Consider the following 21,269-nt stretch of genomic DNA (forward strand, 5'->3'; position numbering starts at 1 on the left):
TGGTCGTCACGCCTCCCCGGATCACTACGATCTAAGGAGGCACCGATGAGTTCGGGCGCTAAGCGGTCCACTGCGTGGATCCGAGAAGTAACACCAGGCATCACCCCGCCGGGCAACTGGAACGTGCTGACCCGCGTCAGTTTCGGCCTGGTGCCCACCTATAACACCGAAGAGAACAACGAGATCGGCGAGACTCGAATGTCGCAGGGAACTGCCCAGACGACCGTCGACGTTGGTGGTGACATCGAGACCAAGTTCCGTTACGGCGCTCTGGACCAGTTCCTGGCGTCCTGCTTCGGCAAGGACTGGGCCGGCAATGTCCTGACCATGGGCAATGACCGGATTTCGTTCTCGATTGCTGCGTATGACGCTGACGTGGGAATCGCCGGCATCGCTCGCGGCGCCCAGGTGGACACGATCAACATCGAGGTCCCGAACGACAACGAAATCAGCGTCACCACCACTTTCATGGCCACGTCGTGGGATGACAAGGCCAACAACACGTCGTTCATCGTCAGTCCGACGTCCGAGGCCAACCAGCGGCGCTACGGCTTCAAGGATGTGACCGGCCTGAAGATCAACGGCGTGCAGCTTGGTGACGACAACGCCTGCATAGACACCTTCAATCTTCAGTTCGCGAACAACTCGCAGACTCAGCGCTGCATCGGCAACGGAAACCCGTTCCCCGGCAACATCATCCAGACGACCTTCGTCCCTGGTGGCTCGATCACCATGAGTTGGTCCAAGACCGCCTACCAGTACTGGAAGGCGCAGCAGTCCGGCGACTCGCTCAGCTTCGAGTTCACCCTGAGTAACGCCGACGGCGGCTACACCTTCTTCATCCCCGAGATGGAGGTGAGCGGCGACTGGCCGGACGGTGGCGCTACCGACATCATCCAGGTGGAGCTGGAGTACACCGCCCGCCGCGTGCCGCCGACCATCACCCGCCTGCCGGCACCGATCGCCATCGCCGCGGTGGAAGTCACTCCGGCAACGCTGAGCCTGGACGTTGCTGAGACTGCCGACCTCGAAGCAGTGGTTACCCCTGTAGGAGCGAGCCAACTGGTCACCTGGACCTCTTCGGCCCCGGCCATCGCCAGCGTGAGCGCGACCGGCCTGGTAACCGGCTTGGCCGCCGGCAGCGCCACCATCACCGCGACCAGCGCAGCAGACGGCACCAAGACCGACACCTGCGCTGTCACCGTCACCGTTTAACCATTTGCCCGGCGCACCCTGCGGTGTGCGTCGGGCCTTTTACCGCAGAGGAATACCATGGCTCTTGTCATTTCCCAGGCTCCAAAGCTGGACCTTGAAGGCACGCGCTGGTTGGAGATCGACCCAGGCGTAAAGATCAAGATCGGATCGGCGGGCAACCCGAAATTCAAGTCCCACCACGCCCTGATTCAGCGGCATCAGGCTATTGTCGACTCGCGCTATGGCGTCGGCACGGACGGTTTCGATCCAGTAAACGCTGAGATTCCAGATATCGAAAGCATGGATGACATGCTGGTCGACCTGGTGTGCAAGCACATCATCCTGGACTGGAAGGGTGTTGAAGAGGCCGAGCACCCAGGCGTTGACACCCCGTACACCCAGGAGCGTGGGAAGCTGCTCATCGTCCAGCGCCCGGACGTCTACTTTACGGCCCTGCAGGTGGCCTCGGATATCGCCACACGGGCCGAGGAGCGCGCCAAAGAGACAGCAAAAAAGCCGTCGAAGCCTACTGCTGGGGGAGAGACTGGGCGGGCGAGGCGAACGAGAAAGCCCGCTGGAAGCGAGAGCGTCTTAAAGGCGTAGAGCCTGTTCCTGCAGCCCCAGAGATCGACCCAGTAACTGCAGAGATCCTTGAGGCCTACGGACACATCGGCAGGTCTCGCCACTACGTCGGCATGGTTGGTGCCCCTGCGCCTATCTCGCCAGCCATCATCGGCCAATACCTCGAGCGATACCCGTCGGCAATCTGCCGGGAGGAGTTCGACGCCTCGATATTCGCCCTTGATGACGAATTCCGTCGGAATTGGGACGAGCAGCAAGAGAAGGTCAAGCCCAACACCCCGCCGAAGAAACGATAGCCCGCCGAGCGGGTTTTTTTACGCCCGGAGAAAGGCATGGCTCAGGAATCCCGCCTCGCGATAGTCATTGATTCGCGAAACGCACGGCAGCAGATCGACCAACTGCGCACCAGCCTTAACAGCTTGGGCGATGCAGGTGGCGAGGCTACAGTGAATGTTCGTGGGCTCGGTACCGCTGCTCGCGCGGCTGGAAGTGCCCTTGCGGCGCTTGGCGTAGGCGCCGTAGCGCGCGAAGTCCTGCGGATGACAGACGCATTCAAGAACATGCAGGGCTCCTTGGCTCTCGTGAGCACCTCATCGCAGAACGCTAATGAGTCGTTCCAGAAGCTGCTGGCCATGGCCAACAACACCGGTAGCTCGCTTCAGTCCACTGTTTCGCTGTACACGCGGCTGGCTAACGCCACGCGCGGCGCCGGGTACACGCAAGAACAAATGCTCAACGTCACTGACGCGCTCAACAAGGCGTTCGTGATCTCCGGAGCAACGATGCAAGAGGCCTCGAACGCTGCCATTCAGCTTTCCCAGGGCCTGGCTTCCGGAACTCTCCGCGGCGAAGAACTGAACAGTGTCATGGAGCAAGGCCCGAGGATTACCCGTGCCTTGGCCGACTACCTGGGCGTGACCAACGGCCAGATTCGCCAGCTTGCAGCAGACGGCAAGATCACCGGCGATGTTGTAACCAATGCCCTTCTCAAATCACTGACGTCGCTCAACGCCGAACTGGCGAAGATGCCACGGACGTTTGAGCAAGCTTCGCAAGCGCTCAAGAACAACTTCCTGGCTGCCATCGGGCAGATCAATGTCGACCCTGTCGTCAGTTCCGTAGATGCACTGGCAAAGTCTTTGGCTCAGCCAGATGTCGTGATGGGCATCCAGCGTATCGCCAATGGTCTTGGAAGCCTTGTTGCTGTTGGTGGCGATGGACTGAAGACCGTCGTCGAAAATACAGATGCGCTGATCGCAGTGGCCGGGGCCTACGCAACCAAAGTAGGGGTCGGGCTGGTATCGTCGCTGGCTCTGTCTGCCAAGGCTAGGCTGGCAGATACAGCGGCTGCCAATCAGCAACTGGTAGCCGCTCGGCAAGGTGAGCTGGCAGCAGCCTCGGAAGCCGTTGCCATCCATAGCGTAACTGTCGCCACGGCCGAGGCATCCCTGGCTCGGGCTATCTATGCCCGCAGCGAGGCGATGGCGGCAGCCCAAACCGAACTTTCCAGCGTCAAGCAACTAAAGGCTGTGGCTGCGCAGTTGGCTGCCGACCGGCAGTTAGAAATCCAGCGCCTGCAAGCGCAGATCACGAACACTGGACTCACCGCCTCGCACACGCGGCTTGCTGAGATCCGCACGGCCGAGGCCGCCATTGCCAACCAGTTGGCAACAGCTGAAGGAAGGCTTGCAGCGTCTCGCCAGGCTGAGCTCGCGACTGGAGCGGTTGTAGGGCAGCAGACCGTCGCGCTCAACGCTGTCCGCACCGATGGCGTTGCCATTCTTGGTGCGCAGACTGCCGCGCAAAACGCATTGAACGCTGCCGAGCGGCAAGGCGTTATTGGTCGCACTGCCGGAGCTGCCACCTTGGCGGCATTCGGCGGCCCGTTGGGGCTGATCACGCTTGGCCTGTCGGCTGCGGCAGGCGCTGCGATTTACTTCGCATCTAGCACCGACACAGCAACCAAGGCACTCATCGACCAGAGCTTAACGCTGGATGATTCGATCGCTAAGTTCCGCGAACTAAGCGCCGAGCAGCAGCGCTTCCAGTCTGCGAAATGGATGGAGGCTCAGCGGGATGCGGCCAAGGATGCCGGTGGCGCGCTGAATGAGTACTTCACGCGCGCTTTCGACGGCCTGAACTCTCTTGGCGTCAGCGGCATTGAGTCGGCCGACACCTTCAAGCGCATGTTCGAAGAGGTAAGAAATGGCCAGCGATCGCTTGACTCGCTGACCGGCTGGCTGACCAGTAACACTCGAATTTCCGGCGTATACCGTGACGAACTGGTCAAGATCGGCGCCGAATACTCTGCCACCAACCAGAAGGCTGATGACTACGCCCGCCTGCTCGGCCGCAGCAAGACCGAAACTGATGGGGCGGCAAGCTCGGCGACATCTCTGGCGAGCGCTCAGAAGGCGTCGGCGGCAGCTGTTGGTGGAGGCGCTCAAGCCTGGGATAAGTACATTGCCCAGCTGACGCAGACTCGCGACTTGGTTGGGGCAAATACCGCACAGGAAGCGGCATACACCGCAGCGAAGGCGGGATTCAACAGCCGGCAGATCGAGTATGCGCGACTGATTGGCGAGCAGACTGACCTTCTCAAGAAATACGAGGAGGCCGTCAAGGAAGGGAAGAAGGCTGACCAGGAGCGACTGAAGGTTCAGCTGACTGCATCGATCACAGCATCCGAGGCCATTAAAACTCAGATGGAGAGCCAAGGGCGCTCCATGAAGACAATGGCTGAGAACGCTGAGTCGAGCGCGAAGCGTCAGGTCGACGCAATTCAAACGGTAATCGACCAGACCGTTCGGTACGCCAAGGGACTTTCTCTGGTCGAGAAGTACGAGCCCAAGCAAAGCCTGCAAGGCGCAAGTCTTTTAACATTTGGTCAGGTCAAGCCTGCTGCGCAGGCTAAAGCCCCAGCTAAGACCAAGACGGTTTCTGAGATGGTCCAGGAGGTACTTGACCAGATAGATGGGAATACTACCGAGAAGACCAAGAAGCCTGCGGGAGAGAAAGGGCTGTCGAGCAAGTTGAACGAGGCTCAAAGCGCTTTCGACAACCTGTACCGAGCAGCTCAACCTGCCAGGTTCGCCCTGCAAGAGTACGTCGAGCGGCAGTCTCAGCTTGAGCTTCTGCTATCGAAAGGCAAGATCACGCAGGAGCAGTACAACGAGGCACTCGCTCAATCTTCGATCAACTACGCCGCCGCCATCAAGGGCGCTCAGGGCCTCACCCAGGCCGAGCAGTACCGGGCGCAGTTGGAGAGGCAACTGTCCGGTCAGCGGAGCGAGTACAGCATCGCGGCTGCCGGTGTGGGAATGGGCGACCAGCAGACGCAGCGCATGCAGCAGCGCGTGCAGCTCGAACAGCAGACCAACGACCGTATCCTTCAGCTGCGCACCGAACTGGCCAACGCCACGTCGGAAAAGCAGCGGCAGGACCTGCAGGCGCAGATCGACTTGGAGCAGGAGTACCTGCCCAAGCGATTGGAGGCCCTGCAAACTGGTTTCGCCCAGTACGACGCGGCGATATCCAGTCCGCTGAACGGTTGGAATGCGGCCCTTGCCAACTTCCAGACGAATGCGGCGAACGTGGCGGGGCAGACTCAGTCGCTGTTCACCAGCGCCTTCGGGACCATCACAAGTGGTGTCGGCAGCGCGTTCGAGAAGATGGCGCTCGATGGTCAGACTTTTGGCGAGTCGGTTTCGCAGATCACCCGAAGTCTGATCGGTGGTGTCATAAATTCGCTCGGGCAGATGGCGGCGCAGTGGGCGGTCAATCAGGCAATCCAGATCGCCTTCGGAAAGACCCGTCAGGTCATGGCTGCGGAGGAAATGGCAAGGATTGCCGCGCAGAAAACTGCCGAGTCCGCAGGAGCCGCGACTGTTGCCGCGGCCAAGGTGACTGCTGATGGAATTTCTACCGCTTCGAGCCTGACCGCTATCGCCAAAACAACAACTGCTCAGGTCGCCGCTGCTGGCACAACGCTCGCGGCTTGGCTTCCGGCTGCACTTGTGGCGTCGGTGGGTACGTTCGGCGCCGCCGCCATCGTCGGTGGTACCGCGCTCCTAGCTGCCTTCGCCCTCATCAAGGGCTTCAGCACCGGCGGTTACGTCTCCGGTTCCGGCACCGGGACCTCCGACAGCATTCCGGCCCGGCTGAGTAATGGAGAGTTCGTTGTGAACGCCAAGGCGACCGCCCGCAATCGCGAGCTGTTGGAGGCGATCAACTCGAATGAGCGTGTTTCATTTGCTGGCGAGAACATATCGGTCATGCGCAGCCAGTCGGGTCAGGGCGCCAATCAGCCAAGCCAGCAGACAAACGTCATCGTCAACCTGGTCCAGGACCAGCAGCGCGCCGGCAGCGTCCAGCAGCGCACTCGCGACGACGGAACGGTTCAGGTCGATGCCTTCGTGGCTGACATTTGGGGCGGTGGCGAGATGTCACAAGCGCTTGAGGGCGCATACGGCCTTCGCCGGTCCGGCGGCTAACTAGGAGAGGCAATGATCCAGTATCCACCGCAACTGCCTCTCCCGTTACAGGAGGGGTATGGGGCGACCACGGTTGACCCCATGCGCTCTACGCCTATGGTCGCTGGACGCACCCGATACCGAGTTATTCATGACTACGTGCCGACTACTGTCAGTTTCAACTTCAACTTCAGTGAAGAAGAGGCTGGATTCTTCGAGGCCTGGTACGCGCGGACACTGAACAATGGATTCGAGTGGTTCGAGATCACTCTGCAGCTGCCTTCTGGCTTCAAGACATACCAGGCGCACTTCAAGAAGATCTACGACGGGCCAGATCTGACCCAGGTATCTCGGTGGCGCTACTCGGCGCAGCTTGAGCTCAAAGACCGCCCACTGATTCCAGATGGATGGGAGCAATTCCCGGAATACTGGTTCAACAAAAACGTCATCGACGTTGCTGCAAATCGGGAGTGGCCCGAAGCATGAGCCTGATCGAAGAGTGCTATGCGTCGGCGAAAGGAACGTTCGTTGACACGATAGAGGCGGTTCCCATCGGCTCAACCTACCGCTACACGTACTGCTCTGGCTACACGGACAGGACGTGCGTAACGGAGGACGGACGCACCGTCACATTCACCGCATTGGCGATGGATATCGCGCTGCCGAAGAACGACAACAGCGGGTTTCAGAACATCGTCCTGGGACTGGATAACACCACGGGCGAAGTACAGGAGTCTGTCGAGGAGGCAAAGAGCCTCGGGCAGCGGGTGGTCATCACCTTCCGCCGCTACCTCCTGGAAGACCTGTCATTTCCGTCTGAGCGGTACCGGCTCACTGTTCTCAGTCGTGAGTATGAAGACGACATCGCCAAGCTGACCTGCGGGTTCTTTGACCTGCTGAACACGAACGGCCTCCGCAACGTCCTCACAACCAATCTGGCACCTGGCCTGAAGTACATCTGACCATGATCGAAAACTACATGCGCGCCCCGTATCGCGAGGGTGCAAGGGGTCCGTTCGCCTTCGATTGTTGGGGGCTGTGTATCGCTGTCCGGCACCAGGTGTTCGGGTTGCCGCTCCTGCCAAGCCTGGGCGCCGTAGGGAAAGGGCGGATTCGTGAGAACACCCACGCCTATCACGACCTTCGGTTGGGAATGGAGCCGTGCGAGCCGGAGCCAGGGGCGATTGCCGCAGTGTTCCGCGGCGAGCTCTGCCTTCACGTCGGAGTGGTGGTCGAGACAGATGGCCGGCTGAAGGTGCTGGACACAAACCCCGGCGGCGCCTGCCTCCGGACTACTGGCGAATTCGAAGCCGCCCACCCCAAGGTTGTGTATTACCGTGATCGAATTTTATCCGAACAAGATCAGCGACACCGCACCACTGGGGATCTGGAAGACCGATCGCCGCATGACGATCGAGGCCTGGCTGAAAGAGCAGGCGCCGTCGTATGAGCGTCGCGAGAGCCCGCCGATAAGTGTGGCGCTCAACGACGAGATCATCGAGCAGCCGGACTGGCACAAGGTCTCCTTCAAGCCGTCTGACCTGCTGCAGATCTATCGAGAGCCCAAGGGCCTGGACGAGATCTACATCCACTCGATGATCCTCATGAAGGGCGCGAAGGCGATCCTGAAGGCGATCATGCCGAAGATGCCTGGCGCACCATCGAATGCCGGAACCAGCCAAGGCAAACCGTTGAACGAGGCTAGCGCAAAGGGTAACCAGGTGAAGCTTGGCGATGTCATTCGGCAGATTGCTGGATACCAGAGGACATATCCTTCTTACTTGTGCCAGCCGCGCCGACGCTTTCTTGCGCCTCGCGACCAGCGCGTAGAAATGCTCCTTTACGTCGGCGAGGGGCGATACGAGATTCCGGTCAACAAGATAAAGGTGGGCGAAACCCCGCTGATCGCACTCGGTGATGATGCGCGTTTCACAATCTATCAGCCGGGGCAGGACCTCTCCGCAGATCCTGCTCATATCAACTGGTTCAATGCGCCAGAGGTTGGAGCAAGCTCGAGCGGATCGGCAGGGCTAGAGCTCACCGTTTCAACTGCGCTAACGCTGTCCGCAAGCGCTGCGGCATACCAGTTCAGCGGTAACACTGTCAGCATCCCCTCAGGCTCTGGAACCTTCCCAGGGGACTGGGTGGCGGGCCTGATCATTCGTATTGTTGCCCCCTATCAGTACGAAGTCATTGATGGAGGTGCAGGGCGCGATGTTGTCAGGGGGCCGCTCGCTCAAGTGGCTCCTTTCGCTGGTATGGCGATCGAGGTGGCCGGGACCAATTCAGGTTTCTACACGGTCCACAGCTACACGCCCGAAGCGGGCGGTGATCCCGCAGAGATTACGCTTGACTACGAGGGCGGAAGTCCTGTCGTTGGTTTATCTCCAGGCGTTGGGCAGGCCAGCATCGGGCCTCGCGGCCTTCGCTATCGTATCGTCGGCATAGGCACTTCTGTCATGACCGTCGAGCGCCTGACCTCCGAGGGTGCCGAGGATGAAGACTGGCCTGGATTCGATCTCATGCAGTCGGTCGTGGCCACCATATCCATCGACCCTTCAAACCTTGAAGGCGGATATCGAGGCCCGTTTGCATGCTGCCCTGAAAACGAGAAGATCACAGAGATCGAGTACAGCGTCTTCTTTGCAAATGGCCTTGCCGGAATTGGGCGTGAGGGGCAGATATACCAGATACCAGCAACCCATATCTTTGAATACAGAGATATGGATATTGCTGGAGCATGGACAGTTTCAACCGTTACTCATGAAGGAGGATCGCTAGACGCGCAGGGCTTCACAAACCGTATCGTCCTGCCATACCCGATGAGGGCCGAAGCCAGGATAAAGCGCGTACCAAGTGCGTCCGAAGAGTATAGAGACGATACAACCTGGTATGACCTTCGCGGCCTTATGCGGGGCTCGCCAACGAGCTACCCAGGACTGACCGTGATGTCCGTAGATATTCGAGGCGGAGATCGATTGTCAGCTCAGTCCGAGAGCCAGGTGAGCGCTGAAGCAACGTGCATCCTGCCAATCTACAGTAACGGATCATGGCTTCCGGCCGCGCCAACACGGGATATCGTGCCGTGGTGCCTTTACCAGCTCAAGCAGCGTGGCTACACAGACGACGACTTCGATCTTCAGGAATGGACAGCCTTCCACAACAAGTGCGTGGCTCGGGGTGATGTCTACGACGAAACACTCGACGCCGCGATCACCGTTAAGGAAATGGTGAACAACGCACTCGCCTGCGGATTCGCGGAACTGGTGGTGTTTAACGGTCTCCTGCGTCCGGCAAGGGATGAGTTGAAACCGATCTTCGACGCGATCCAGTACGGCCCGAAAACCCAGACGTACTCGCCACAGAACATGACGAAGGCGCTGAAGATCTCGGGATCCATGCCGTCGATCAACGACTATGACGGGGTTGATGTCGAGTACTACTCGACGACCACGTGGGCATGGGAGACGGTTGAGTGCCGCTGGCCTGGGGATGCAGGTACGAAGATCGAGAAGGTGAAGCTCGGCGGGGTCGGTGATGAGACGAGAGCTTGGCGGATCGGCATGCGCCGCCGCGGGCACCAGATCCATCGCACGGACACCTACACTTGGGAAACCGAGCTGGACGGTAAGAACAGCGGTTACCTTACGTTCGCTGCGGTTGCGGACGATCTGCCCAAGCGCTGCAAGAGTTCGATCCTGCTCTCTTTCAGCGTGACGTCCGGGGGCACCTTGCTGCGATCCTCCGAACCGCTGGACTTCAGCGCTGGAGGGGAGCACTGGATCGGCGTCCGCCGACTCGATGGCACTCTTTCCGGGCCATTCCCGGCGACATTTGTCGATAAGTACACCGCCCGAGTTGATGCCCTCGACTTCGACCCCGTTGTCGATGGGCCGCTGGAGCCTCCGCATATCCTCTTCGGCCCTAGCGACAAATGGGCTTACCCGACGCTAATCACCAGTGCAGACCCAGCAAACGGCAACGTTTCGATGAAAGGTATGCCCTACGACGACCGCGTTTACACCTACGACGACCAATTCCCGCCGGCCTGACCGGACCCTGACGAGCATGCCCGCCACTGAGCGGGCTTTTTTATGCCCGGAGAAAAGCATGCGATACAACACTGGAAACCCCGTTGGTCCGGATGGCTCGAGCGATCCCCGCGACTTGTTCGACAACGCGGGCAACATCGATATCGCCGCAAATAGCAGAACCCAAATAAGCTATCCGGACCGCCTGGGAGTTCAGCGCAAAACTCTGTGGGGGATGGAGCAACAGGTCAATGATTTCCTTGCGAACTCGGGTTATGAGCCGACGCCACTGAACTACGTCGACGGCGCTGCCCTAGTCGTTAATCGACCGACGCAGCTCATCCAGCGCGAAGACAGTATCTACAGTGTGAAGCTTCCTGCGGCTTTCCCGGTAACGCTCACCGGTACCTGGTCAATCGATCAGGATCGAATGGTTGCTCAGGTTGATCGCTCGCTTAGACAAGATCTCGCTGATCCATTCAAAGGCGTGAGCCTTGTTGGTTTCAAAGCGGTAGGCGCAAGCGCGGCATCTCGAAGCCTTGCACGGCGATATGAGATTGATGCGAAGTCCCGCGTTAACGTCATCGACTACATGACAGAAGCGATGATCGCAGATGTTCTAGCAGGCACAAGGCTCGTCGATACATACCCTGCGTATGCCGCTGCGCAGAACGCCCTGCCGCTCCAGGGGGGGGTGCTTATAGCCCCGGCCGGAACCAGCCGGCTTGATTCAATGTTGACGCTCAAACACGGCGTGAGCATGCAGGGTACGGGTTACATGTACAGTGTTGACGGTTTGGCACCGGCAAACACCGTGCTTGTTCCTAACCACACTGGCAAAGCTTGCATAAGTCTCGTTGGCTCCAATGGTTGCCGCCTAAGTAATCTTGCAATCAAGTCATACCCCGGAACATTCCCCAAGTGCGGGTTGCTGCTCGGGCGAGACACAACAGCATCTTCGGGCCATCATCTGATTGAGTTCGTCTTCATTATTGGGTACTTCTCCGCCGCGCCCGTGTACTCCATTGCTAGTGAGGTCAACTTACTCAGTCAACTCTATATCTGGCTTCAGGGTGGAGGGGCGACTAAGTGCTATGTGAGCGGGGTTTCGGATACCCTGGGCGTAGGCGGTCTCGTAACATCGAGCAACTTGGATAACACTTTCATCAAGCCTTACTTCTTGAATGATGTGATTGATCCCAATGCCGCATGCATGTATCTGGAATGCGGCCAGCAGATGGGGTCATTCAAAGTTGTTGGCGGTTATATGATTGCGTCGTCCGGCTCATATATTCACATGAGCCTCGGAGTTGTCGAGTCGTTCAGCCCACTTGGTCCGTTCATGTTCGATTGCAACGGAGAGCGCATGGCTGGCGGTGATCCGATTTACGGCATCCGAATTACAGCAACTGGTACGCATACTCTCAAGGGGCTTGCCGTTTCCGGTGCCCGGTTTGATTTTCTAGCTTCGGATTTGAAAACCCACTACGACATCAATGTACCTGCGAACGTAATTCTCGATCACCCGAACATCGTGATGCCCCCGCCAGAGGCTTTCCCATACGCAACTTCGCAAGTTACACGTGCTCTGGTACGTGGAGGGGTTCTCGTAGTCGGCCGGGTCGATAGGTGGACTCCGCTGGACTTCGGCGCGGACGGCTGGTCGGATGAGTTTGGTCCTCCGCACGCGGCTGCAGGGTGGCGAGTAAATTCGGACAGTAGATTGTTCTTGAGAGGAACGCTTCAGGGGCCTTCGGCTGGAACTTTCGCAACACTTCCGGCGGGGTATTACCCGCCTTATGACATGTACTTCCCTGTTTCGTGCGGATCAACTCCAACAGTTGGAAGGGTCTTCATATCTTCGGTTAATGGAAGGATGTCCTACGAAGGAACGCAAACAATCCACGTGGACCTTTCTGCCATTTCGTTCAACCTCACCGCCTGACTTTCAAAAATGTAGATGCCGCCGCGTGGCGGTATTTTTTTGCCTGGAGATACACCGATGCCGCTTACAGAGCAGCAATTGCTGCAGATCCTCCCCAAGGCTCGCCCGGTTGCGGGCCTTTTTATTCCCGCAATCAATCGCGCTGCAGCGCGCTGGAAGATCAATAGCCGGGTGCGGCTGGCCGCCTTCATCGCTCAGATCGGGCACGAGTCTGGCCAGCTGCGCACCATGGTTGAGAACCTGAACTACAGCGCCGAGGCACTGGTGAAGACCTGGCCCTCTCGCTTTACCAGCCAGGCCGCGCCCGGTTACGCCCGCCAGCCGGAGAAGATCGCAAACAAGGTGTACGGCGGCCGGATGGGCAACGGGCCCCAGTCATCCGGTGATGGCTGGAAGTACCGCGGGCGCGGCCTGCTGCAGGTCACCGGCCGCTCCAACTACCGCGCCGCCGGCTTGGGCTTGGGCTTGCCGCTGGAAGACGAGCCTGAACTGCTCGAACAGGCCGAGCACGCCGCCCAGTCCGCCGCATGGTGGTGGGCGAAGAATGGGTTAAACGAGATGGCGGATGCCGGGCGTATTCAGGACATCGGCAGCATCATCAATACTGGGCAGCCGGGCCGGGTTCCGCATGGCGCGGCTGAGAGAAAGGCGCTGTATGACCTAGCGCTCCGGGTGCTGGCGTGAGTTGGCTGGGCGCGGTGCCGGCCTGGTGCTGGTGGCTTATCGCCCTGGTGCTGGTCGCCGGCAGCCAGCAGTACCGGGTCGTGATTGCTGAGGTCGCTGCGGCTGACGCGCGAGCGGAAACTTCCCGGTCCGACAAGACCCTAGCCGACTACCGCCTGGAAGTGTCCGAGCGCGACCGCCGCGCCGCCGCCCAGGCCAGAACAGAAGAGCAGCGCCGCCAGGTATTGGCGGACGAGGAGGGAGAGGATGCACGACAGAAACTGGAACTGGCCCAAGGCCGCGCCGATGCTGCTGAGTCTGCTTCTGGCGGGCTGCGTGGGGAAATCAACCGACTGCGCGACGGCAGAACAGCAACCTGCGGTGCCATCTCTGCCCAGCAGCGCGAGGCAGGAGCCTCTGCCGTCGTGGTGCTCGGGGGATTGCTTGAAGGCGCTGACCGAATGGCGGGCAGTTGCTCAGCAGCGCTTGAGAGAAGCCGAATAGCCGGCCTGGCCTGCGAGGCGATAGTGGATGGAGTGAGGAAAAACTGATTAAGGGGGTGTCATGGGCAAGGATATACGGCCATTGGAAAATCAATGGGTCGACCTCTACTCGGAGGCCGGCCTTCCTGTTGGCGCTAGCGTGCGACTCCAAAACAAGCTGGACAATCCAGCCTACATCCACGAGGGGGCCTCTCCGCCATCTTTTGGGCCAGAAGATTGGAAGCTGGTTGGCTGGGAGCTATTCAGAAAGCATCCAGCAAAGGTAACGGGGAGCCCTCAAGGTCTTTGGATCTTCTGCCTCAACCCATTCACGTCCGGGGGCAAAGGGGTGATCTTTGTTCAGGAGATACCTCAATGATCGAGACAGACACTGACCTTGGTTATGCCGAGGTGCAGGCCATGATCGAACAGGCCATGGGCCAGGCGATGGACCCGGTCAACGTCAGCTACACCCCTGCCGAAGGCCAGACAATCAGCCTGCCGGCGACCGATCGGGACCTGTTCGTAAACCTGACGCCGGCCGCCGACCTCAACGCCATCACCGTCATCCTGCCTGCCGAGGCGTTGAGCCGCGACAACCAGCGGCTGGTCATGCGCAGCTCGCGCAATATCGCCGAGATCACCGTGACCGGTGCCACCACAATCGACAACGCAATCGTGATGCTCAACGCGGGCAGCGTGACGGTGTTCTTCAAGTTCGCCCCCAATCTCTGGTCGAGGACCGTATAAATGAAGCGATTCCTGGCAGCCTTGCTGCTTATCCCTGCGCTTGCCATGGGCGCGGGCAATGACCTGCTGATCAACCAGCGCAACCCGGCCGACACAGCGACCCTCACCCGGGCAGTGGTACCGCCATCCGGCGGCGGCGTGAATGGCGTCATGGGTTACAACGGCGCGACCAACCTGCCGGCGTTCTTCCGCTTTGGCGCCGGCCTGGCGCTGGATTCAGGAGCGGTCGTTGCGCTGCCTCAGGTCTGGGCAGACATCACCGGCAAGCCAAATTTCGCAGCGGTTGCTACGAGTGGGGCATACGCCGACTTGAGCGGCAAGCCAGCCCTCTTCAGCGGGGCCTATGCCGACCTCACGGGTGTGCCGAGCACCTTCAACCCGGCTGCACACACGCACGCGGCAGGCGAGATAGTGTCCGGCACCCTGGCCACGGCCCGGCTTCCCGTGCTGGCGATTTCCCAGACCACCGGCCTGCAGACTGCGCTCGATTCGAAATTTCCCGCTCCCACGGGATCTGCGGCCCAGTACATCCGTGGTGATGGCTCAACCGCAGCGTTTCCGGCGTTATTCAGCGGCACGTACGCAGACCTGAGCGGAATTCCTGCCACCTTCGCTCCTGCAGCTCACACGCAGGCTTGGTCCACCATCACTGCGACGCCCACCACCCTGGCGGGGTACGGGGTATTGGACGGCGTGACCCAGTCCGCGTTGACGACCACGCTCGGCGGGTACGCGACGACTGCGGCGCTGACGTCCGGCCTGGCGGGCAAATTCAACATCCCGACCGGCAACGCGGCACAGTACCTACGCGGCGACGGTAGCGTGGCCACATTCCCGACCATCCCCGGCGGCACGGTTACCAGCGTCACTGCCGGCACCGGACTGGCGGGCGGAACGATCACCACAACCGGCACCATCAGCCTGCCGAACACTGGCACGGCCGGCAGCTACGCGAATGTCACGACCGACGCCCAGGGCCGCGTAACCGCCGGAACGAACCGCAGCTTTGCGAATCCTGCACGAAGCCTAAACGCCGCATTCCAAATCAACTCGATCCGGGATGCGTGGGTCGTATATACGGTCGACATCTCGGTCACATCTCTGCTGCTGGCTGGAACATCGGGGCGCGTGTATCTCGAATACGCCGATGACTCCGGCATGGCTACTAACCTCGTGGCCGTGAATAGCAGTCCGAACGCCACCGGCGGCGTGCTCAACGTCACGAACCTTGGCAGCGGCAACGTCACTGGGTTCATTCCGGCCGGCAAGTACGCGCGCATCCGCACAGCCAACGTCAGCGGTACCGCGACGTTCACGCTCGTCGGCTCTCAGGAAGTCTTACAGTAAACCGCCAGGTGGCAATTCCCCTCCTTCGAATCCATCGGTACGATACTGTTCATCCATACAGTATTGGTGCGCCATGCATTTCCTTCTTGTTCGCCGCCGTCACCTCGGCGTAGCTATTCCCTCAAAAGAGCTAAGCAAAATTCAGCCCATCAAGGCTGACGTTCACATCCATGGGGGCCTTAGCCAAGTCATGGGCCGGTGCTGCGTTGAGGCGTGGGTGCACACCGAAGTTGCTGGTAGAGACGTGATTCCACGATTACTGGATGCAAAAGTGACCGGTATGGCCCAGCTCGGACTGAACATCAGCGGCATCGAGGAAGTTGATGGCGCGTTTTACGCCCAGTCCTGGTGGTGTCGACTGCCATGACTGAGCTTCCTGCTGTATGGGTTGCTGAACTGCGGGACATGTTCGAGCTGATCGCTGATCCGGACGGGCGCGCCGCGGCGCTTTCCGAGATGGCGGTTGCCGCGCGACGTCGACAAGAGGTTGGTGACGGGCAGTTGTGCGAGATGCTGGAGCTTGCCGAGGCTGGCAGGTTATGGGCGCTTGAACATGGTGGGTAATAGGTTCGGCAGAACGCCGGAGGCGGGCGCAGGCAAAGCCTGCGTGATTTTTGCGTGACACTCTCACGCACTCGCGGACACTTATGAGCAGTCGATTGCAGCGAGCGCCAAGGAAAGTGCCGCTTTTACAGCGGGTTAGGGTGGTACTGCTAGCATGGGGTGCTAGGGGTCGAGTGTTCGAATCACTCCGTCCCGACCAACAAACTCCGCGACTTAGCCACCTTCGGGTGGCTTTGTTGTTTTTGGCCATAGTGACTTTTCGAGTGGCTTGGCCTTTCCCCTCATCCTGATCTCCTCTTCAGGATCGTCAGTACTGGTCCTCGCGAATCAGTGGCCGATACCATGTTTGCCGCATCGATCAGTTGTCCGAGCTCTGCCCCTGAGTAATGGCTGGTGATGCTACCGTTCTTGTGTACGAGCAGCGCCTTGCGGTCTTCCCTGACCGCCTCAGGCGGCGGTCATCGTGAATCCTGATGGAAGCCCAGGGGGAGCGGCTCGGAAGTTCTTCTCCTGCCAGAGTTTCTCCGCTCTTGCTTTCGCTTTTTTCCAGGCTGAGTCGTTCACTCGATGCATCGCGGTGCTTTTGTGCGGAAGCCCCGTTCCCGACTGATGCCGCGCTGCTTTTCTATGATCGACCTAGCCACGTTGTTTAGGACGACTAGACCTGCGACTCAGCAGTTGCTTGAGCAAGGCAGGGCTGTGCAGGAGGGTGTCGGGCATGGAAGTCTTGCCTTTATGCCAAGTCAGGCAACGAAAGGGGCTTCAGAGCTCGATGTGGGCGGTTGCACCAATGGCCGAAGCCGTCGAGCATACAGTTCAACTCCTGGACGGGTTGAGGAGCACGAAGAGCACGGGGTCGAACACCACGATTTGATGCCGAGATCGAGCAGGGTGCGAGGCCGTCGATGGACTTTCGAAAGTCCACGGGTTCGGGGTAGCGGTAGGCTTTTTCTACTTTGGCATCGGGTCGCATCATGGGGTGTTGGCTCTCGAGATATTCACCTGCACAGCATTCGGGGTCAGGAGGCGGGGTGGTATCTGGGATTCATGATGCACTTGCGGAGAAGTGCGCGTGTAATACAGAAAGGGGCGGGTGTGGCGCCTTGCCTCAGCCAAGTGGCTTGAGAAACGTGTTGTTCGAGGTGTGTCTTTTTGAAAGTCTGGGCGGTCTGATAGTCGGAAAGTATCCGGATATTTCAGAGTGCTTCGGGGTTTGGTTGCCAAAAGCTTTTGCATAGAGATTTTTGCAGGTAGCATGACGCCCCCAAAAACCTGAACCGCCACTCTGCGGAGATGCAATGACTTCGTTAAAGTCCCCCGCTGTAGAGCTGCCAACGCACACCGAGCATACAGCCTACCGGCCTGACATTGATGGCCTGCGGGCGATCGCAGTCCTTCGGTCGTTATATTCCATGCCTTCCCAACGGTGCTGAAGGGCGGGTTCATTGGAGTAGATGTCTTCTTCATTATTTCTGGTTACTTGATCTCGAAAATTCTCTTTCAAGGTCTGGATAAAGGTACTTTCAGCCTTTTCGATTTCTATAGCCGTAGGATTAATCGAATCTATCCGGCATTGACTCTGGTTCTTGGTTTCTGTCTGTATTTTGGCTGGTTTGCCTTGCTCGCTGATGAGTATCGGCAACTGGGCAAGCACACTGCAGCTGGCGCCGGATTTTTCGCGAATCTCATGTTGTGGAGTGAAAGCGGTTACTTTGACAATATTTCGGAAACGAAACCGCTGCTTCACTTGTGGTCGCTGGGTATCGAGGAGCAGTTCTATATAATCTGGCCATTACTTCTGCTTGTACTGTGGAAGTCTAGGGTCAATCGTTTGTTTATTATGCTGACCATCGCGTCTGTTTCTTTTTATCTGAACATCAGGACCAGTGAAGTCGATCAGGCCGCCGCCTTCTATTCGCCCTACACCCGATTCTGGGAGTTGATGATCGGGTCGCTGCTTGCCTACTTTTCCATGTACCCATCAAGCGGCCAATCCCCAGTGGGTCGGTTTATCGGCAGGTTCTCGCCGACCAGAAACGCGGGTGTTCGAAACAGTCAGTCTATTCTCGGCGTGGTGATGATTGTCATAGGCTTCTGGCTCATCTCCAAGGAAAAGGCATTCCCTGGCTATTGGGCACTTCTGCCGACTCTAGGGGCGGCGCTGATCATCGGTGCGGGGCCCCAGGCGCTTTTCAACAAACACGTTCTTTCCAATAGACTGATGGTGGCTATAGGCCTGATCAGCTTTCCCCTATATCTGTGGCACTGGCCTCTTCTCTCGTTTGCCAGGATCATCCAGACAGAAGTACCCAGTTTCGCCATTCGTCTCGGCGCTGTTGTTGTCTCCATTGCTTTGGCCTGGCTGACCTACAAGCTCGTCGAACAACCGATTCGCTTTTATGCCCGTGGCAGGATGAAAACTCTCATCCTGTTCCTGGCAATGCTGGTGCTTGGCTCTGGTGGTTTCTATATCTATAAGCAGGGCGGTTTCCCTCTGCGGCCGATCGTGCTTGACTTGCAACAAAAGACTGCGGATATCACCAAGTTTGAACTCTCCACTTGCGATATCGACAACCTCAAGCAGGCAGACCTGAGCTGGTGCAACCAGTCCAAGCCAGGTAAGAGCATTGATTACATCCTGTGGGGAGACAGTCACGCGGAACATTTGATTACAGGGCTCGGCAAGAAAAGTGAAAAGAACTGGTACCTGGTAGGGCGGCACAGTTGCCCGCCAATCAAAGAGGTCAAGGTTTGGATTGGGCAGGGCAGTAAGGACGCTTGCGAAAAAGCGAACGCTAAGTCTCTGGAAATCATCAAGGACAGTAACGCTTCCGTGGTTGCCCTCGGATCGCTGGGACCGCTGTATTTCTCGGATCATGGTCTTGCCCCAGAGCACGCCGGTGTTACTGATAGCAATCCAGATGCACGATTTGTGTTTGGTGACGAAAACGATGTCTCCAATAAGGTCGAAGTATTCAGGAATGCTCTGGGTGCGGCCGTCGCAGAAATCACGAGCCAAGGGAAGAAGGTCGTGCTGATCAAGGACGTCGCGGAGCAGCGAGTTGATCCAAAAGGCTGTTTCAGTCGTCCGTTCAAGATCGGTGAAATCGGCTGCGATATATCACGACGTGAATACGACGAGAGAAACCGCGTTTACAGCCAGATACTCGATGAGGTCAAGAGCAAATACCCTGGTGTTTATCTGTTCGATGCAGCAGCGGTATTCTGTGGTCCCGAAAAATGTGTATCCAATGACGATAAGCATATTTACTATCGCGACGGACACCACCTGACGGAGCAGGGGAGCATCGCCGTGGGCAAGCAGCTTTCAACGTTTGTCGAGCAGATTGCCCATTAAGGAAGCCCTGAAGCAGGCGTCGATTCCTGACGCCTGCTTGGTTTGAGGTTCAAAAACACTCGCTTGGTCAGAGAATGAGACCTTTCCGCTGTTAATTCATCGTGTTCAACCTTCGCTTGCACTTGGACTTTCGCGTAATCGATCTTGCGTCGCATCCGGCCTATCAGGCTCGTCTTTCGTGTCCGATCCATAAACCTCACCTACCACAAGATGGGGCCTCGGTTTACCCTGGCATCTCCTGCGAGCAGTTCCACGGTAGTAACGCTTCGTAGTCGGCTACTCGTGAGGCGTACGGCAGCCGCTCAAGTACTTGGTGCAGCCACGTATAGGGTTCTCGGCCGTTGATCTTGGCGGTCTCGACCAAGTTGTAGATCTGGAGATACTCGCGGCAACCGCAGGCACAGCTCAGCTCATGTTCTGGCAACTCATGGATGACTTCGATACGTGACAGATCAGCCGACAGCGGCTTGCGCTTGCCGCGGCGTTTGACTGGTGCAACGACCTCTTTGTCGACGTTGCCGACGGGGCGCTTGCACTGGGACGCATCATGGTGAATTTCTTCCAGTCCCGCGCATCACGGAACTCCCGCAGTTTTTTCAGTGCCTCTTCCATAATTCAGTCTTGCCGAGAGAGAAATACGGCCATGATTGCTCACGAAACACAGCGAAACAAGGCTATGGGAAACGCTCGCCAGGATAATCCCGAGTTGACGCGTAGGCTTTTATGAATGAGCCTGTCTCCCGAATCACCCGTTTGCGCACCTTCAGCTTGCCCTCCTGTAATTTAGATAATATGTTAATAAAAAAATAACCCACCGGAGGCACCATGTTCCTGCCATCGAGCGAGCAGATCGGATTCGAACGCTGGTGCCACTCCTTGCGTAGCATCTGCGGCAATTTCAGTACCCTGCCTTCCAGCCTCACCCGCCATTTCATCGGTGAAATCCACAGCCAGACCATCGGCGCGCTGGATACCGCACATATCCGCACGAATGCTCGGTTGATCAGCCGCGAGTTGATCGGCGTCGACAGCGATGACAGTCACTGCTTCCTCATCTACCAGCGCAGCGGCCGTCAGCGGATCCGCCAGGCCGGCATGGAAGTGGAGCTGGGCTCGGAGGACATCGCGCTGGTGGACTCGGCGCGCTTGTTCGAGATCGAGCCGCTGGGGCTGGTGGAGAATGTCTCGGTGCACCTCTCGCGGGATATCGTCACTCGCCAGTTCAAGGGCGATAACCTCTTCGGAAAACTCTCACGAAATAATGTCTCCAGTCGTATGGTGCGCTCGTTGGTGCAGTCAATCGGCATGCTTGGCGACGGCGCCGCCAATGGTGAGGATGGCCAGGCGATCCAGAGTGCGCTGGTGAGTCTGGTGCTGCCGGCGATGTCGGGCCAGGCAGAAGGGCAGGAGCATCTGCTGCAGAGCAATAGCCTGTTTTCCACCGCCCTGAGACTGGTGGATGAGTCGCTGCAGGATGTCGACCTAGGGCCGGCCTATCTTGCTGATCAGTTGCACACGTCGGTGCGCAGCCTTTACCGGTTGTTCGAGGAGCACGGTGAAAGTGTGTCGCGCTATATCCTTCGCACGCGCTTGAGCAAAGTGGCCCATGACCTGTGCAGCCACCCCTTGCGCAGCCAGTCGATCACGCAGATTGCTTTCAAGTGGGGCTTTGTCGATGTGGCCCATTTCAGCCGGGCGTTCAAGCGTCAGTTCGATGTTTCGCCCCGCGATTACCGGGCCCATGCCTTTCAGGAGTGAGCCTGTCGTTACTGGCAGAAAATGCCAACTGGATTGGCGGTCACAGTCAAGCGCAGCCCTCCCGCAAAACTTCTAATACTCCTACATAGCGCAAGCTCTGCTATTGCGTGACCCGCGGGGGCG

Annotated in this window: 16 protein-coding genes, 1 tRNA gene and 2 pseudogenes; 17 read left to right on the plus strand and 2 right to left on the minus strand. The window is 58.5% G+C overall.

Going from position 1 to position 21,269, the window contains the following annotated elements; translation table 11 throughout:
- The first annotated feature begins 45 nt into the window (after positions 1 to 45).
- The 15 genes from DM374_RS16820 (at position 46) to DM374_RS33195 (ending at position 16,229) form a co-directional block, all read left to right on the plus strand.
- The gene (locus tag DM374_RS16820; protein WP_110970874.1) at positions 46 to 1,215 is read left to right on the plus strand and encodes a phage tail tube protein; all 1,170 of its coding nucleotides are present in this window, start codon (positions 46 to 48) and stop codon (positions 1,213 to 1,215) included.
- Positions 1,216 to 1,272: 57 nt separating this feature from the next.
- Entirely contained in the window at positions 1,273 to 1,797 is a 525-nt protein-coding gene (locus DM374_RS16825) for a hypothetical protein (protein WP_110970875.1), read from the plus strand.
- A gap of 311 nt (positions 1,798 to 2,108) precedes the next feature.
- Positions 2,109 to 6,269 (plus strand): tape measure protein, encoded by a 4,161-nt coding sequence (locus DM374_RS16835; protein WP_110970877.1) that lies wholly within the window; start codon positions 2,109 to 2,111, stop codon positions 6,267 to 6,269.
- A 12-nt stretch (positions 6,270 to 6,281) separates the two neighbouring features.
- Positions 6,282 to 6,734: a transposase gene (locus tag DM374_RS16840; protein ID WP_110970878.1), complete on the plus strand. Its 453-nt coding sequence runs from the start codon at positions 6,282 to 6,284 to the stop codon at positions 6,732 to 6,734.
- The gene (locus DM374_RS16845; RefSeq protein WP_110970879.1) at positions 6,731 to 7,210 is read left to right on the plus strand and encodes a DUF1833 family protein; all 480 of its coding nucleotides are present in this window, start codon (positions 6,731 to 6,733) and stop codon (positions 7,208 to 7,210) included. Before DM374_RS16840 ends, DM374_RS16845 begins: the two co-directional genes overlap by 4 nt.
- Before the next feature lie 2 nt (positions 7,211 to 7,212).
- A complete protein-coding gene (locus DM374_RS33745) occupies positions 7,213 to 7,698 on the plus strand; it encodes a hypothetical protein (RefSeq protein ID WP_110970880.1) in 486 nt (161 codons plus the stop codon).
- Positions 7,586 to 10,300 (plus strand): host specificity factor TipJ family phage tail protein, encoded by a 2,715-nt coding sequence (locus DM374_RS16855; protein WP_110970881.1) that lies wholly within the window; start codon positions 7,586 to 7,588, stop codon positions 10,298 to 10,300. Before DM374_RS33745 ends, DM374_RS16855 begins: the two co-directional genes overlap by 113 nt.
- 58 nt (positions 10,301 to 10,358) lie before the next feature.
- Positions 10,359 to 12,224 (plus strand): hypothetical protein, encoded by a 1,866-nt coding sequence (locus DM374_RS16860; protein ID WP_110970882.1) that lies wholly within the window; start codon positions 10,359 to 10,361, stop codon positions 12,222 to 12,224.
- 57 nt (positions 12,225 to 12,281) lie between these two features.
- Positions 12,282 to 12,908 (plus strand): glycoside hydrolase family 19 protein, encoded by a 627-nt coding sequence (locus DM374_RS16865; protein WP_110970883.1) that lies wholly within the window; start codon positions 12,282 to 12,284, stop codon positions 12,906 to 12,908.
- A complete protein-coding gene (locus DM374_RS16870; RefSeq protein WP_110970884.1) occupies positions 12,905 to 13,438 on the plus strand; it encodes a DUF2514 family protein in 534 nt (177 codons plus the stop codon). The genes DM374_RS16865 and DM374_RS16870 overlap by 4 nt, the downstream gene beginning before the upstream one ends.
- Before the next feature lie 306 nt (positions 13,439 to 13,744).
- The gene (locus DM374_RS16880) at positions 13,745 to 14,119 is read left to right on the plus strand and encodes a hypothetical protein (protein ID WP_110970886.1); all 375 of its coding nucleotides are present in this window, start codon (positions 13,745 to 13,747) and stop codon (positions 14,117 to 14,119) included.
- The gene (locus DM374_RS16885; RefSeq protein WP_110970887.1) at positions 14,120 to 15,466 is read left to right on the plus strand and encodes a hypothetical protein; all 1,347 of its coding nucleotides are present in this window, start codon (positions 14,120 to 14,122) and stop codon (positions 15,464 to 15,466) included. It abuts the gene before it with no gap.
- Between the two features lie 73 nt (positions 15,467 to 15,539).
- Complete coding sequence (locus DM374_RS16890) at positions 15,540 to 15,833, plus strand: hypothetical protein (protein ID WP_110970888.1); 294 nt, start codon at positions 15,540 to 15,542, stop codon at positions 15,831 to 15,833.
- On the plus strand, positions 15,830 to 16,030 hold the full coding sequence (locus tag DM374_RS16895; RefSeq protein WP_110970889.1) for a hypothetical protein: 201 nt from the start codon (positions 15,830 to 15,832) through the stop codon (positions 16,028 to 16,030). The genes DM374_RS16890 and DM374_RS16895 overlap by 4 nt, the downstream gene beginning before the upstream one ends.
- Before the next feature lie 131 nt (positions 16,031 to 16,161).
- Positions 16,162 to 16,229, plus strand: a tRNA-Pro gene (locus tag DM374_RS33195).
- Between the two features lie 82 nt (positions 16,230 to 16,311).
- Here DM374_RS33195 and DM374_RS33750 read toward each other — a convergent pair.
- Positions 16,312 to 16,692 (minus strand): annotated as a pseudogene (locus tag DM374_RS33750) (tyrosine-type recombinase/integrase); the annotation flags it as partial.
- A 764-nt stretch (positions 16,693 to 17,456) separates the two neighbouring features.
- Here DM374_RS33750 and DM374_RS16910 point away from each other — a divergent pair.
- Complete coding sequence (locus DM374_RS16910; RefSeq protein WP_157969715.1) at positions 17,457 to 19,388, plus strand: acyltransferase family protein; 1,932 nt, start codon at positions 17,457 to 17,459, stop codon at positions 19,386 to 19,388.
- A 223-nt stretch (positions 19,389 to 19,611) separates the two neighbouring features.
- Here DM374_RS16910 and DM374_RS34350 read toward each other — a convergent pair.
- Positions 19,612 to 19,914: pseudogene (locus DM374_RS34350) on the minus strand (transposase domain-containing protein); the annotation flags it as partial.
- 299 nt (positions 19,915 to 20,213) lie between these two features.
- Between DM374_RS34350 and feaR the strand changes: the two are divergent.
- Complete coding sequence (gene feaR, locus DM374_RS16925; protein WP_110970892.1) at positions 20,214 to 21,146, plus strand: transcriptional regulator FeaR; 933 nt, start codon at positions 20,214 to 20,216, stop codon at positions 21,144 to 21,146.
- Positions 21,147 to 21,269 lie beyond the last annotated feature (123 nt).

Source organism: Pseudomonas huaxiensis (assembly GCF_003231275.1).
Lineage (GTDB): Bacteria > Pseudomonadota > Gammaproteobacteria > Pseudomonadales > Pseudomonadaceae > Aquipseudomonas > Aquipseudomonas huaxiensis.

Excerpts from the sequence above, each read along its gene's own strand:
- DM374_RS16820 (WP_110970874.1), top strand. The coding sequence starts at position 46 with ATGAGTTCGGGCGCTAAGCGGTCCACTGCGTGGATCCGAGAAGTAACA.
- DM374_RS16865 (WP_110970883.1), top strand. The coding sequence starts at position 12,282 with ATGCCGCTTACAGAGCAGCAATTGCTGCAGATCCTCCCCAAGGCTCGC.
- DM374_RS16880 (WP_110970886.1), top strand. The coding sequence starts at position 13,745 with ATGATCGAGACAGACACTGACCTTGGTTATGCCGAGGTGCAGGCCATG.
- DM374_RS33745 (WP_110970880.1), top strand. The coding sequence starts at position 7,213 with ATGATCGAAAACTACATGCGCGCCCCGTATCGCGAGGGTGCAAGGGGT.
- DM374_RS16885 (WP_110970887.1), top strand. The coding sequence starts at position 14,120 with ATGAAGCGATTCCTGGCAGCCTTGCTGCTTATCCCTGCGCTTGCCATG.
- DM374_RS16845 (WP_110970879.1), top strand. The coding sequence starts at position 6,731 with ATGAGCCTGATCGAAGAGTGCTATGCGTCGGCGAAAGGAACGTTCGTT.
- DM374_RS16825 (WP_110970875.1), top strand. The coding sequence starts at position 1,273 with ATGGCTCTTGTCATTTCCCAGGCTCCAAAGCTGGACCTTGAAGGCACG.
- DM374_RS16895 (WP_110970889.1), top strand. The coding sequence starts at position 15,830 with ATGACTGAGCTTCCTGCTGTATGGGTTGCTGAACTGCGGGACATGTTC.
- DM374_RS16835 (WP_110970877.1), top strand. The coding sequence starts at position 2,109 with ATGGCTCAGGAATCCCGCCTCGCGATAGTCATTGATTCGCGAAACGCA.
- feaR (WP_110970892.1), top strand. The coding sequence starts at position 20,214 with ATGTTCCTGCCATCGAGCGAGCAGATCGGATTCGAACGCTGGTGCCAC.
- DM374_RS16860 (WP_110970882.1), top strand. The coding sequence starts at position 10,359 with ATGCGATACAACACTGGAAACCCCGTTGGTCCGGATGGCTCGAGCGAT.
- DM374_RS16840 (WP_110970878.1), top strand. The coding sequence starts at position 6,282 with ATGATCCAGTATCCACCGCAACTGCCTCTCCCGTTACAGGAGGGGTAT.
- DM374_RS16890 (WP_110970888.1), top strand. The coding sequence starts at position 15,540 with ATGCATTTCCTTCTTGTTCGCCGCCGTCACCTCGGCGTAGCTATTCCC.